This window comes from Corynebacterium sp. UMB8791, assembly GCF_054166365.1.
The window spans coordinates 28023-42181 of record NZ_JBSZCG010000011.1; the positions used below are offsets into that span (position 1 = coordinate 28023).

Genomic DNA, 14159 nt, shown 5'->3' on the forward strand with positions numbered 1-14159 from the left:
ACCGACTAGGCTAGGTCAGCGTGAAGAATCAAACAACGCAGGACCTCTCCGAACAGCAACAGTTCCGTCGTGCGAAGCGCGAAAAGCTTCTGAGCGAAGGCCGCGACGCCTACCCAGTCGTCGTCGACCGCACGACCTCCTTGCGCGAGCTGCGCCAGAAGTACCGTGCCGTGCCCGAGGGCGAAGGCGACGGCAAGTTCAACCTCGCGCCGGGCGAAGAGACCCAGGACGTCGTCGCCGTCGCGGGCCGCATTATGTTCCAGCGCAACACCGGCAAGCTCTGCTTCGCCACCCTCCAGGAGGGCGACGGCACCCAGCTGCAGGTCATGCTTTCCCTCGCAGAGGTAGGGGAGGAGGCGCTCGCGTCCTGGAAGGCCGACACCGACCTCGGCGACATCGTCTCCGTGCGTGGCCGCGTCATCGCTTCCCGCCGCGGCGAGCTCTCCGTCCAGGCGCAGTCCTGGCACATGGCGTCCAAGGCGCTACGCCCACTTCCGGTCGCGTTCGCTGACATGAACGAGGAGCAGCGCGTCCGCCACCGCTACACCGACCTCATTATGCGCGAGGACGCCCGCAAGAACGCCATGACCCGCATCAAGGTCATCGCAGCTGTGCGTAAGTTCCTCACCGGCCACGACTTCGTCGAGGTCGAGACACCGATGCTGCAGACCCTGCACGGCGGCGCCGCAGCCCGCCCGTTCATTACCCGCTCCAACGCGCTCGACATGGATCTCTACCTGCGCATTGCACCGGAGCTCTACCTCAAGCGCTGCGTTGTCGGCGGCATCGAGCGCGTCTTCGAGCTCAACCGCAACTTCCGCAACGAGGGCGTCGACTCTTCCCACTCGCCCGAGTTCACCATGCTCGAGACTTACCAAGCGTGGGGCACCTACAAGGACGGCGCGAAGACCATGCAGGAACTCGTGCAGTTCTGCGCGAAGGAAGTCTTCGGCTCCACCACCGTCACCCTTCCAGACGGCACCGAGTACGACCTCGGCGGCGAGTGGAAGGTCATGGAGATGTACCCTTCCCTCAACGAGGCGCTGCAGCGCAAGTTCCCGGGCCAGCCTGAGGTCACCATCGAGTCCTCCGTGGAGGAACTGAAGGGCATCGCCGACGTCATCGGTCTGAAGGTGCCGAAGGATGAGGGCTGGCTGCACGGCAAACTCGTCGAGGAGATCTGGGAGCACCTCTGCTCCGACCAGCTCTACGAACCAACCTTCGTGATCAACTTCCCAGTCGAGACGTCCCCACTGACCCGCGACCATCGCGAGCTGCCCGGCGTCACCGAGAAGTTCGACCTCTACGTCCGCGGCTTCGAGCTGGCCACCGGCTACTCCGAACTCGTCGACCCAGTCATCCAGCGCGAACGCTTCGAAGACCAAGCCCGCCTCGCCGCCCACGGCGACGACGAAGCCATGGTCCTCGACGAGGACTTCCTCGCCGCGATGGAACAGGGCATGCCACCAACCGCCGGCTGCGGCATGGGCATCGACCGCCTGCTGATGGCGCTGACCGGTCTCGGCATCCGCGAGACCGTCCTCTTCCCGCTGGTAAAGCCGGAGGCGTAGGACTGGTTCGCTTTGGTTGGGCCCGGCTGGCCACGCTTTCAGGAAAGTTCCCGCGATTTTAGGAATGGCGGGAACTTTCTTCGTCGACAGGCGTCGTGACCTGCAGGAACTCCAGTGCCGGTCGACCAGAACCGGCCTCGAACGCAAAATGGTTCCCGAGCGTAGGAACTTTTTCATTTCCAGGCCCGCCCCATCGGTTAGACTTGCATGAAAAACTGGATGTTGGCTGAAAAAGGGGACGTCGAAGTGGTTCGTGGGCGAGTAGCGCTTGTAGCAGTGGGCGCGCTGAGCATGGTGGCACTGGCTGGTTGTGGTGGGGAACCGGAGGTGGCCGAGCCGGACATTGTAGGGGCCACGAAAACTATCGTGACAACAACGGCATCGGAGGAGGCGTCGGCTGAAAAGGAGTCGGTGCCGGACTGCTCGCAAGGGGCGCTTGACGCCAGCCCGAAGCTGAGCGGACTGGAATTTGTTGATGGCTGCGAGGGCAACTTCGCTGTCGTGGCGCAGCCGAATTCGGACATGTTGCGCCTGGCCCAGTGGAACGGGAAGCACTGGGAGTTTGTGGAACCCGACGGGACGTGGGAAGGCCTGGGGATGGCGAAGGAGTGCTACAACCCGGGCCGTCTCGAGTCGATGGGTGTGCCGGAGTCGTTGAGGAAGGGGGAGCGGACCTGTGGCGTGTATGGGCCTGGGGAGGCTCCTGCCGGAAAGCAAACGACGTCGGCGACTCCAACCGACGTACTAGATGCCGTAGCGCAGCAGGGGGACGGGCTGCTCGGCAACCCTGCCAAGCCGGCGTGCGACGGCCGCAATATCCTGATCATCGACTCCATCATCGACAACGGTGATTTCTACGGCTCGACCATGTACCGGATCTTCGACGTGATCAACGCGCCCGACCCGACGGGGAAGAAACGCCAGTGGACGAACCCGGGCCACTGCCCGTCGCTGCGCGCCCAGGTCGACGGGCAGGACATTTACCCCGTATTCCTGGACTTCGGCTCGGATGTTGCCGGTGTGTGCGATGCAGCGGCGAAGTACGGGGGCAACCCGCGCATCCTGAGCAACCGGGCGGAGTATCTCAGTCCGTGCTAGGCGGTGTCGGTGGTGGCGTCGATAATCCAGGCGCCAGGTTGCTTGGCTGAGAGCGGCACCACCGCGAATTCGGTCGAGTCCTGAGGGGTGCTGAGTTCGCCGCACATCTCCAAGCTTGTCGACGCCCCTTCGCTCAAACGAATGTGGTCATAGAAGTAGAGTTCCACGCGGTAGCCGCTTGGGAAGAGCGCGACCAAGCTGGGTAGATCGAAGCGGCTGTACCACGAGCCACGTGCGTAGCCGAGGGTGAATGTGCCGGTTGCGCAGACTTTCTGCTGGTCGCCGTCTCCGGTGATGGTGGCGCCGGAGATCTGGAACGTGTTGCCGTCGTAGTGTGCGTCGCGGAGTGCAACTGAATTCTCGCGCGGGATGCTCGATTGCTTCGCGTCCTTATAGAGTGCGCTTGTTGCTTCACCGGTAGGCGCAGAAACGTCAAGGTATTGCGGGCGTGAGAAGTCGAACAGGCCGTGGTCGATGCGGGTGAAATCGTAGAAGGTCTGTAGGTTGGCGAGTTGGCGTGCCAATGGGTACGCAAGCTGACATGGCCCATCGACGGTGATCCAGATTGGGCGCAGTATCGGCTCACGGCCAGCCAGCTGGCAGCGCATTCCCCGGCCTTCGCCGTCCAGTTCCTTTAGGGTTTGAGGGATAAACGCCTCTGGGTCTGTTGTTTCTTTCCAGCCAACGAGCTCAGGATCGCCGATTGTCTGTGCATCGCCCTCGGGGGCGTACTGGGTGCGGACATCGATGTTGACGTTGTGGCCGTCGCTCGACGTCACGGTTCCAGAGCACATTCCGGCCTTTTGAACCACTCTCTGTACACCTGCAGAAGCGTAGAAATCCGAGCCGAAATCGCACTCGGTGATCTCCCCGCCTTCCATGAAACCGCGCAGCTGGGTTTCGTCCCATCCTGTCGCGGAGGTTGCTGCGGGGCGTACTGCCTGAAAGACCCAAAGCCCCGCGAGCACCACGACAATGGTGGCGACGACCGCGCCCACCACAATGAGCGGAGTCCGGAGAGACGTGGATGCAGTGTGCGGTTGTGCTGCGGGTTGCTGGACAGGTACGCCCCAGTCATACGGTTGTGAATTCATGGCTCGCATTCAGTTTGCTAACAGTTGTGTTGCAGAATGCTAGCATAAAGACCCGACACTTTAGCCGCTACTGAGATACACGAAGGGCCCCTGCACATGGCGCATTATGACCTCTACCAATCTATTGGACTCGACCGCAGCCACGACTGTGCTGCCATAGCGCAGGAGATTGATGGCCGACTTGCCTCTGGCATCACCACCAACCCGGGTGGGGTGGAGGAGCTGCACATCGCACGGGCCATTTTGGGTGACCCGCAGCGCCGCGGGATCTACGACCAGAAGATGGCCGACCCGACCGCGCCTGACATCAATATTGCAGCACTGCGCGATTTGGCGAACCTCCAATTCGGCGGCGCCCCACAACCGGGACAGGCCGCCGCGCCGCAGCAACCGCACATGAACCTAGCGATGCCCTCCATGGGGAAGGGCAAGGAAGCGTTCGCGCAGTACTCGAAGCAGGCCCAGGAGCGCCTGACCCCTGCCGTGGAGACCGCGAAGTCCGAGATCGCGCGTTCATCCAAGGGCGTCATTGCCGCAACTGCCGCCATCACAGCGCTGGTGATGCTGTTGATCGGTGCCGCTATTGTGTTCGCGAACACGGATCGCGACGCCGCGAAGGCAAAGGATCTTGTGAACGAATTCCTTGACTTGCGCACCAACGATGAGGCGGAACGTTGGTTGATTGAGAACGCCCTAGCGAAGGAGCGGCAGGCAATCATGCAGGATCTGGAGATCAATGAGGGGTTCAGCGGTGTTGATACCTACTTCAAAGTCACGGATCCGAAAGCTGGTGACGCCGTAAATATGGGAGAGTTCTTATCTTTCGTTCCGGAAACTGAAATAGACGAGTTCGAAGAGGAATTGGAAATCAACAATGCCGATGACCTCTACGTTGTTCTCGTTAAAACCAAAGACAGCGAAACAGCTGCAGGGTCTGTCTGGGTACTGTTTGAAGATGGGAAGCCAAAGCTTGCTGGGGCAATTGATGATTTAAACTCCTAATTCACGCTCCAACACGAAGGAACTCCCAATGAACGAATCTGCACTGGCCCGCGCGCTTGAGACCGAGTACGCGCTGAACAATCTGGAAGAAATCGGACACACGGACAGCTCCACGCTTTTCCGCGCCTCAAACATGTGGGGTACCACAACCGTTGAGGTTGAGCTGTTCACGGAACCCTTGGGCGAAAGTGGTGTCGAAAAGCTTGAGCAGATCAATGCATCACTCGAGTGGCTCGATTCCCCTGCACTGCAGCGTGTGCGTTCCTGCGGTGTCACTGACGACGGCCAGCTCTACGTCGTGCGTGACCTCGTTGAAGGCGAAAGGTTACGCCAGCTTATCGACGCCCGCTCCGTCTGGGGCACCGGCATCAACCTGCAAGAGGCAGCCGGTCTGCTGTGGGGTGTGGCCACCACCGTCGACCAATTTGCCGACGCCGGCCACGCCGACCTGCTTGCACGCTCCCTGGACCTGGACGCGCTGATTGTGCAGCAGAGCGTCGGGGCTGTGGAGGCGCCGGTCAAGATGCGGTTTGTTGGCCCCGCGACTGGTGTTGCCCCCACCACGAAAGAGGAGAACCTTCGTAGCTTTGCTGACCTGTTTGCTGCGGCGACGGGGACGGCGGTGGACGGAGAGGTCGTCGAAAAGTCGGGTTCGGCGCAGCAGCTCCTGCAAGCGGTGGTTTCTCCACAGTCGCAGGCACCGACAGTCGACTGGGCGCAACCGGTTACCGAGCAACCGGCTACGGAGCAGAAGCCCCAGCAGTACTTCCCGGATACCGACGAAACTCCGGCTGTCACTGATGTACAGGAATACAGCCTTGAAGGTGCGCCTGAGGAAGGCAAGAAGCGGACGGTGTGGCCATGGGTCCTCGCTGCAATTTTGCTGATTGCTGCTGCTGGTGGCGGCGGAGGCTACTGGTGGTGGCAGTCCGGCGGATTGGCGAAGGATTGGGAAGGTGTTGAAGCTGAGATGGCAAGCGACCTGCCGAAGCTCATCGCCGAGAAAGATGGAGGGCGCGGGTACGAAGACATGCGCTGCCGCACCAGCGACAGCCGCGAATTCGGCGAGGGCAAGATCCGCTGCGCGAACAGCGAATTCGGTGTGAGCATCTACAAGATGGAAAACGAGGAGGCTCGCAACGCTGTTATTCCTGAAAGCGAAGACAACAAGGACTTCGAGCACGACGGTTGTAAGGCCCACGTCGGTACGTTCAGCAATACCACGCCACCCGTGATGTTCATTGCGCCCGAGGGCGACCTGAACTCATATTTCTTGGTCATCAACGGCCCTGATGCAGAAAAAGTGACGCCGCGCCTGCCCCTGTGTTAGTGGGTGAGTGACGGCCGCTTCTGCTTCGAGTGGGTGTTCTCGGAGCCTTGCCGGGGTTGCGCAACCGCATAGATCGTGATAATGTACAAAACATCATGACTAGTCGACCTTTCCGTAGGGGAGGCGGCTAGTTTTTTTATTCGGGGGTGAAGGATGTGGGTTAAGGGTCAAAATGTGTGTCTGGCTCGGCGTGTCGCGGGGGTTAGATTTGGCCTTTTTGAATGCCGATTGAGTTCAGGCAACTGTGGGTCGGTCATGAACAAAACCTCCTATGGATTGACGTTCACAACCATCCTGGCACTAAGGGGAAATCCAGGAATGTGGTGCGTGTAGGGGTTGGTTGATGCTTGATGGGGTAGGGTTGGCGTCGATAAGTGTTGAGAGGGGAACAGCATGGCAAACGTGAATGATGTGGCGAGATACATTTTGGAGCGTCAGGGGGAAAGCCTGAGTACCATGAAGCTGCAAAAACTCGTTTACTACGCACAGGCTTGGAGCTTGGTCTGGGACGAGAAGCCGCTTTTTAGCTCCCGTTTCGAGGCCTGGGCGAACGGCCCAGTGTGCCGCGAACTATACAACCAACACCGTGGGCACTTCACCGCGACCCCTGCAATGTTTCCCGGCGATGCTCACCGGCTCACAAACGATGAGCGGGAGACGATCGATACTGTGCTCGACGCATACGGACATCTCACTGGCCAACAGTTGAGCGACCTCGCGCATGGCGAGCGGCCCTGGCGGGAAGCCCGTGAAGGCGTTGCAGCGGGGGCACCCTCTACGAATGAGGTGAGTCAGGAAGTCATGCAGGATTTCTACAGTTCGATGCAGTCGGCGTCTGCGGTGTAGTTCGCGTGGGTGGGGGAAAGCGTAGTAGGAAGAAGCTTGCGCGTCAGCAAAACAACTTCGGGGGTAAGCGTGTTCCGCACTTGTCGCCGGTGGCAGGCGATAAAAGCGTGCCCAGTGAGGCGACACAAAGTGCCTGGCGGGAAATGCCTGTTCGGTGGACTGTCGCTGAATTGGACATCCCTCCTGGTGAGAGCTTGTGCCGATGGTCGCTGGAGGCCAAAGAGACGAAAGAGCTCTTGACATTTTTGGAGAGCATTTCACGAAAGACATGGAAAGAGTGCCTTGCTGAGACCGTCATGTCCGGCCGGAAGAAACGACCCCGCAACCATGACCAACACGTTTCGACCCTAAGTGTCGACGCCCAAAAGCGCATCCAAGCGCTGCCCTCTGCGGAGGAGCGCGTGTTTCGATTCCGCCTATCTGGCGAGACCCGATTATGGGGCTTCCGATCCGGTGACCTATTCCGGGTATTGTGGTACGACCCTCACCATGCCGTTTGCCCTGTAGAGAAGCGAAATACCTAGTGGGTCTGGACCTTGAGCACCAAATTCCCACGTGGGGTGCGCGCGACCTGGGGAAACACCTTGGGCGTTCGCGGAATCCAGGAATTTGGTGCGCAGCAAGCTCAGCAGCAGGCCCTACTTCTTGGTGGGGTCGACGCGCTTGGGGTGGTAGGCGGCGGGGCGGTCGTTGCGGCTGAGGGTATCGGGGTTGCCGTAGAGGCCTTCGCGTCGGGCGACGCGGCCGAGGCGCTGCGCGGTGACGGGGTTGGTCATCAGGGCGAAGATGAGCAGGATGAGGATGACGCCGATGTCGTGAAGTTCGTGGGTGCCGACAGCCTCGCCGGTGCCGGCGGCCTGCCCATTCGAGAGTCGAATAATCGTTCCGATGATCATGAGAACCAGCCCCGTGGTTTGGGGTTTGGTGATGGCGTGGATGCGCGCCATGGTGGACTGGAAGCGGGCGGTGCCGATGGCGGCGGAGAACACCATGAATGCGCCGGGGAGGATGAAGACGAGGGAGGCGGCGTCGAGGAAGAATGCGAGTGTCATTGGTGGGTCCTTCCTAGGAGTTGTCGCGTTTGCGGAAGCGGGCGACGGACAGGGAGGCGATGAAGCCGAGGAGCGCGATCACCATCATGACGTTGACGACGGTGGTGTCGAGCGTCCAGCAGATGTAGAGGGCGAGGACGCATTGGAGTGATGCGGTGATGGCGTCGTTGCCGAGGACGCGGTCCATGGAGTCGGGGCCGACGATGACTCGCCAGGCGAGGACGAGGAAGCCGATGGCGAGGAAGATGCCGGCGACGATGAGGAATGCGTTGTATACCTGGGGGTTCATGGGTTATCGCCTGCTTTCGAAGATGTCGATCATTTGGCGCTCGAGTTTGGCTACGTTGGCGATTTCGCGGTCGATGTCGGTTTGGTTGTCGGCGTGGAGGACGTGGATGGTCCATTCGCGGTTGGCGATGTCGATGTCGGAGACGCTGCCGCCGGGTTGCAGGTTGTAGGCGCAGGTGGCGAGGTAGAGGACGAGGTCGTCGGAGACGCGCATGGGCACGCGGAGGATGGCATTCTTGGGTGGGGCGGCGGGCCGCAGCGCGAGCCAGGAGACTTTGGCGGAGGCGACGATGAGGTCGGCGAACCACTGCAGCACGAACAGCAGCAGTTTGCCCCAGTGGATTTTGTTGCCGCTGCGGGGGATGTTCGGCAGCGGCAGCACGAGCACGATCAGGACGCCGAGCGCCAGCCCGGCGGCGACGTTACCCCAGGTCAGGTCGCCTTGCATGAGGACCCACATGAATGCGAGCCAGAGGACGAAGGCGCCGCGGAAGCGGTTTCGGATGCCGGTGAGGAGGTGGTTCATCGGTCTGCTCCTGTCGGTTCGGCGGTTGCGCTGGCGGGGAGGGGGACTCGTTCTGTCGTGACGACGTCCTCTCCGTCACCCGAACGCGCTGACTTGCGGGCGAGCGCGTCTTTGCCGCCGCCGGAGTCGGTGGGTTGGCGGAAGGCGTCGAGGTCCCGGGTCGGGTTGGTGGGGTCGCCGGAGAGGACGGCGTGTTGGTAGATGCGTTGGTCGCTGGCGGATTCGGCGGCGCGGTCGGTGATGGCGGAGATCGGGCCGGCGAGGAAGGTGATGGATACGGACGTCGCTACGAGGAGCGCGGTGGATAGGAGCATGCCGGCGGGGATGCGGCCGACGTCGGCGCGGTCGTCGACGGCGATGGTGTCGTGGCGCTCGGTGAGTGATGAGGGTCGCGCCATGGCGACGGATTCGGGGGCGTCGGCGCGGTCGCGCAGGAAGCCCTTGGACCAGACGAGGATCATGGCGTAGAGCGTCAACAAGGAGGTGACGACGGCCCCTGCGATGAGCACCCAGGCGAGCCAGGAGCCGTCGGCGGCGCCGGCCTGGATGAGCATGACTTTGCCCAGGAACCCGGAGAACGGTGGGATACCGCCCAGGTTGAGCGCCGGGATGAAGTAGAGCAGCGCGATCAGTGGCGCGGTGTAGAGCAGGGAGCCGAGGCGGCGCAGCTGTGCGGACCCGGCTTGGCGCTCGATGAGGCCGACGACCAGGAAGAGGGAGGTCTGCACCAGGATGTGGTGGACGGCGTAGAAGATGGCGCCGGACAGCCCGGCGACGGTGCCGAGGGCGATGCCGAAGATCATGTAGCCGATGTGGCTGACCAGGGTGAAGGAGAGGAGACGCTTGATGTCGTTCTGCGCGAGCGCTCCCATTACTCCGATGACCATGGTCAGTAGTGCGACCCACATCAGGAGGGTGTCGAGGGAGCCGTCGATAAATACGGTGGTGCGGACGCGAATGATGGCGTAGACGCCCACCTTGGTGAGCAACCCGGCGAACACCGCGGTGACCAGTGAGGCGGCGGTGGGGTAGGAGTCGGGGAGCCAGGCGTCGAGTGGGAAGACGGCCGCTTTGATGCCGAACGCGACGAGCAGCGTGGCGAAGATCGCGGCGCGCGTGCCGTCCGGGACCTCGGCCATGCGCTGGCCGACCTGCGCCATGCTCACCGTGCCGGTGGAGGAGTAGATCAGCGCAAGCGCGAAGAGGAAGACCATGGAGGACGCCATGGAGACCATCACGTAGCCGATGCCGGCGCGCACACGCCCCGGCGAGGCGCCGAGGGTGAGCAGCACGTACGAGGCCACGAGGAAGACCTCGAAGCCGACGTACAGGTTGAACAGGTCGCCGGCGAGGAAGGACAGGTTCACGCCCATGCACAGCAGCATGTAGACGGGGAGGAAGACGGCGACTGGGTCGTCCTCGTCGCCGTCGCGAAGCCCTTGGGAGATGCCGTACCACATGACGGCGAACAGCACGATGGAGGAGACGAACACCATGATGGTGGACAGCCTGTCCGCCACCAGCGTGATACCGATGGGTGCTTCCCAGCCGCCCATCTGGACGGTCTGGATGCCGTGGACGTCCGCGATGATGATCATCGCACCCGAGATGACGGCCAGCGCGAACAGAGTTGTCAGCGCGATGGTGCGCTGCAGGGTGACGGCGCGCCCGGTGACCAGGATCAGCGCCGCCGCCAGCGCTGGCAAGAGCAGCGGCATGACGGTGAGGATCGGCATGGCGGGCAGCGCCCAGTGGGCGAACTCGAACAGGTTATTCGTCATCGTCGGCCTCCTTGACGGGGTCTTCGAAGGAGCGGGGGCCGAAGGCGTCGCCCTCGGAGCTCATGCGTCCGGTCTCTGGGTCGTCGGAGGCGTCGTGGTCGGGGGCCGCCGCCGCGGTCTTGGGGCGGGCGGCGATTGCGCGGTCTTCCTCGTCGCGCTCGATGATGTCGTCGGTGCGGTAGCGGTACTGGCGGTAGGCCAGGGCCAGCATGAACGCGACCATCGCCATCGAAATCACGATCGCGGTGAGGATCATCGCCTGCGCGAGCGGGTCGGCGGTCCGCTCGCCGAACAGGGTGGACATGCGCCCAATGATCGGCGGGGAGCCCGCCTGCCCGCCGGATTGCAGCAGCAGCAGGTTCGCGCCGTTGCCGAGCAGCAGCACGCCCATGATCATGCGGGTCAGCGCCCTATCGAGCATCAGGTACACGCCGGTGGCCACGAGCACACCCGACCCAATGAGCAGGAACAGGTTCGCTTCCATTACTCGCTCCTTTCGCGGCCACGCGCGGTGGTGTGCACCGGTGCCCCAATTGTCGACGCCCGGCCCCGCCCCGCCGTCGCGTCACCGTCACCAGTGACCGCTTCTCGACGGCTCTCTCGCTCCAACCGTTTCGCCGCCTGCGCCTCGCGGCGTCGTTTATTCTTCTCCTGCAGCTCACGGGCGCGCTGGCGAGCGTACTGCTTGCGGTTGTCTTCCTCTTGGTCGAGGTAGCCGCCCATGGAGGTCAGGATGTGCAGGGTCAGTCCGACCACGATGAGGTACACGCCGGCGTCGAACACGAGCGCCGAGGTGACATCAAACGAGCCGATGAGCGGCAACGTGACCGTGGTGTAGCCGGACGTGAGCGGCGGGTTGCCGAAGAACATCGGGGTCACCGCCGCGGCGAAAGAGAACAGCATGCCGGTGCCCAGCAGCTTCGCCGGGTCCACAGGCAGGGCCTCCTCGATTTCCTGGCGCCCGCCCGCGAGGTAGCGCAGCGTGAACGCCAGCGCCGCCACCAGGCCACCTGCGAAGCCGCCGCCTGGCGCGTTGTGGCCACCGAAGAAGAAGTACACCGACAGCAGAATCATCGACGGGAACAGAATCCTTGTAGCGACGTCCACCATCAACGAACGGTTCTGCGCCGTCTCCGAGTCCACGCCGCTGGCCAGCCAGCGCGCTTTCGTAGTAGACAGCGTCGGGCGCCTCGAGGAGCGCCCGAACTTGCCGGTGCCGAAAATCAGGCTGGCCACGCCCGTCGCCGCGATCACCAGCACGATGATCTCGCCGAACGTATCGGCGGCGCGCAGGTCCACGAGCAGCACGTTCACCGTGTTGCGTCCGTGGCCGATGTCGTGCGCCAGCTCCGGCATGAACACCGAGATCGGGTCGGCGGTGCGCGCGCTCATCGCGAACATGGCCACCACCACAACCGACACGCCAGTCAGAATCGACAGCCAGGCGCGGGCCCGGTTGTCCTCGTTGCGGGGTTCGACCTCCGTCGGCATCTTGCGGAGGATCAGCATGAACACCACCATCACGATGGTCTCCACGAGCGCCTGCGTCAGCGCCAGATCCGGCGCGCCGTGCAGGGCGAAGATCGTCGCCATGCCGTAGCCGGTCAGCCCCACCATCACTACGGCGGAGAGGCGGTTGCGCTGGACCGTCGCAAAGACTGCCATGCAGACCATGATGAACACCACCAGGCCCTGCCATGGCGAATCCCACAGCAGCATCCGAATATCGTTCGAGTGACCCAGCACCAGCGCAGCCAGCGGCACCACGGCCAGCACCGCGAAAATCACGCCGAGGTTGATCACCAGGGAACCGCGCTGCGTCGACGCCGTCAAGCGCAGCGACGCCGTGCGCAGCTGTGCGAGCAGCGCGTCCCACAGGTCGTCGCCATCGCCGAGCGCCGGCTTGCCCGTCTGCAGCGGCTTCAGCAACGCACGCTGCCAGAACATGACGACGCCACCCAGCACAATCACGGCCGTCAGCACCAGCGGGATCGTGATCCCGTGCCACAGCGCCAACTCCTGCTGCTCGCCGCCGGGGAAGCGCACGTCCAGGTACTCGTTGAACGCCGTCGACAGCAGCACCGGGAAGATACCGCACACCACCGTCAACGTGGTCAGCACCGCCGGCGAAATCCACAGGGTCGGGCCGATCGGGTGCATCTCGCGCACCGCCTCCGACTCGCCGTTGTTGTGTGCTGGCTTCGTCGCAAAGGCGGACCACCAGAAGTACAGCGAGTAGGCCATCGTCAGGATGGAACCCGCGACGATCGCCACCAACGTCATGTAGCCCGGCATGCCGTGTAGCATCTCCTCGTTGAGCACCGCCTCCAGCGCCGACTCCTTCGCCACAAAGCCGAAGAACGGCGGGATACCAGCCATCGACGCCGCCGACACCGCCGCCAAAAACGCCACAAACGGCTCCCGCTTCGCCAACCCCGACAGCTCGTGGATGTCGCGGGTGCCCGTCGTGTGGTCAATCGCGCCGACAATCATGAACAGGGTCGCCTTAAACATCGAGTGCCCGAACGTAATCGCCAGGCCGGCCATCGTCGCCTCACGCGACCCAATGCCGATCACCGTCGTGATAAAGCCCAGCTGCGACACCGTGCCGTACGCCAGGATCAGCTTCAGGTCACGCTGCTTCAGCGCCAACCAGCCACCCAGGATCATGGTGAACACGCCGGTCGAAAGCACCACCAGGTGCCAGGTGCTCACCACCGCCATATCGGGCGCCAGGCGCGCCACCAGGTAAATCCCGGCTTTCACCATCGCCGCCGAGTGCAAGTACGCCGATACTGGCGTCGGCGCCGCCATCGCCCCCGGCAACCAAATGTGCCACGGGGCCTGCGCCGACTTCGTCATCGCCCCCAACATAATCAGCACAATCGCCGTCGAAATCGCAGGCGTATTCTCAATATTCGCAAACTGCGACACCTCGCTGAGCCGCCAAATCCCCGTCTTGTAGCCCAGCAAATTAATACCGACGAGCATCGCCAGCCCGCCGAACGTCGTAATCATCAGCGCCTGGATGGCGGCGCGTCGTGAAGAAGCCCGCTCACCGTAGTAGCTGACCAGCATGTACGAGAGTATCGACGTCAACTCCCAAAACACGTACATCAGCAAGAAACTGTCCGAAATCACCAACCCGTACATCACGGAGGCGAACATGGTCAGCTCCCCGCCAAACTTCGCCAACCTGCGCGGATTCGAATCGAAATAGCCCCAGCAATACAGCAACACCAAGGAGCCGACGCCCAAAATAATCAAACTGAACAAGCCCGCCAGGGCGTCCAACCTGAAATCCAGGTTCAACTCCGCCGACGGCATCCACGGAATCCGCGAAACGATCTCCCCACCATCCACAAAGACACCCTTTGCGAACAGGTACACCATCCACGCGAACCCGCCCAGCGGCACCAACGCAACCAGCGCAAACGCCGACCTACCGATCGTACGGATCAACAACGGCGCCGCCGCCGTCGCGACGAACAGCGCGACAAGTAGCGTCAACACAACCCGGGCCCTCCTTGTTCAGCTTCATCAGCTTCTTCAGCTTCGGCGCGCCACAGCA

The 14159-nt window shown here is 62.5% G+C and carries 12 protein-coding genes; 5 read left to right on the plus strand and 7 right to left on the minus strand.

The genetic code is table 11. From position 1 onward, the window contains the following. Positions 1–20: 20 nt before the first annotated feature. Positions 21–1571, plus strand: coding sequence for a lysine--tRNA ligase (lysS, locus tag ACXIUA_RS00175; protein ID WP_457975856.1), 1551 nt, complete (start codon positions 21–23; stop codon positions 1569–1571). Between the two features lie 207 nt (positions 1572–1778). Further along, complete coding sequence (locus tag ACXIUA_RS00180) at positions 1779–2669, plus strand: hypothetical protein (protein WP_457975857.1); 891 nt, start codon at positions 1779–1781, stop codon at positions 2667–2669. Here the strand turns inward: ACXIUA_RS00180 and ACXIUA_RS00185 are convergent. Next, on the minus strand, positions 2666–3763 hold the full coding sequence (locus ACXIUA_RS00185) for a hypothetical protein (protein WP_457975858.1): 1098 nt from the start codon (positions 3761–3763) through the stop codon (positions 2666–2668). The two genes, ACXIUA_RS00180 and ACXIUA_RS00185, sit on opposite strands and share 4 nt — an antisense overlap. 96 nt (positions 3764–3859) lie before the next feature. Here ACXIUA_RS00185 and ACXIUA_RS00190 point away from each other — a divergent pair, with 96 nt between their 5' ends. The 3 genes from ACXIUA_RS00190 to ACXIUA_RS00200 all read left to right on the plus strand — a co-directional run bounded on the left by ACXIUA_RS00190 (position 3860) and on the right by ACXIUA_RS00200 (position 6941). Continuing rightward, positions 3860–4765 carry a hypothetical protein gene (locus ACXIUA_RS00190; protein ID WP_457975859.1) on the plus strand — a complete coding sequence of 302 codons (906 nt, stop codon included), beginning with the start codon at positions 3860–3862 and terminating at the stop codon, positions 4763–4765. 28 nt (positions 4766–4793) lie between these two features. Further along, positions 4794–6095, plus strand: a complete 1302-nt coding sequence (locus tag ACXIUA_RS00195; protein WP_457975860.1) for a hypothetical protein — start codon at positions 4794–4796, stop codon at positions 6093–6095. Between the two features lie 393 nt (positions 6096–6488). Continuing rightward, positions 6489–6941, plus strand: coding sequence for a Panacea domain-containing protein (locus ACXIUA_RS00200; RefSeq protein ID WP_288792714.1), 453 nt, complete (start codon positions 6489–6491; stop codon positions 6939–6941). A 638-nt stretch (positions 6942–7579) separates the two neighbouring features. Here ACXIUA_RS00200 and ACXIUA_RS00205 read toward each other — a convergent pair. The 6 genes from ACXIUA_RS00205 to ACXIUA_RS00230 are packed head-to-tail and all read right to left on the minus strand — an operon-like array spanning position 7580 to position 14101. Then, positions 7580–7993, minus strand: coding sequence for a monovalent cation/H(+) antiporter subunit G (locus ACXIUA_RS00205; RefSeq protein ID WP_457975861.1), 414 nt, complete (start codon positions 7991–7993; stop codon positions 7580–7582). Between the two features lie 13 nt (positions 7994–8006). Next, positions 8007–8282, minus strand: a complete 276-nt coding sequence (locus tag ACXIUA_RS00210; RefSeq protein ID WP_070361856.1) for a monovalent cation/H+ antiporter complex subunit F — start codon at positions 8280–8282, stop codon at positions 8007–8009. A 3-nt stretch (positions 8283–8285) separates the two neighbouring features. Further along, positions 8286–8807 (minus strand): Na+/H+ antiporter subunit E, encoded by a 522-nt coding sequence (locus tag ACXIUA_RS00215; protein ID WP_256021507.1) that lies wholly within the window; start codon positions 8805–8807, stop codon positions 8286–8288. Next, positions 8804–10588, minus strand: coding sequence for a Na+/H+ antiporter subunit D (locus ACXIUA_RS00220; RefSeq protein ID WP_457975862.1), 1785 nt, complete (start codon positions 10586–10588; stop codon positions 8804–8806). Before ACXIUA_RS00220 ends, ACXIUA_RS00215 begins: the two co-directional genes overlap by 4 nt. Beyond that, positions 10578–11072, minus strand: a complete 495-nt coding sequence (locus ACXIUA_RS00225) for a Na(+)/H(+) antiporter subunit C (RefSeq protein WP_256001346.1) — start codon at positions 11070–11072, stop codon at positions 10578–10580. Before ACXIUA_RS00225 ends, ACXIUA_RS00220 begins: the two co-directional genes overlap by 11 nt. Continuing rightward, positions 11072–14101: a Na+/H+ antiporter subunit A gene (locus ACXIUA_RS00230; protein WP_457975863.1), complete on the minus strand. Its 3030-nt coding sequence runs from the start codon at positions 14099–14101 to the stop codon at positions 11072–11074. The genes ACXIUA_RS00225 and ACXIUA_RS00230 overlap by 1 nt, the downstream gene beginning before the upstream one ends. Positions 14102–14159: the final 58 nt, after the last annotated feature.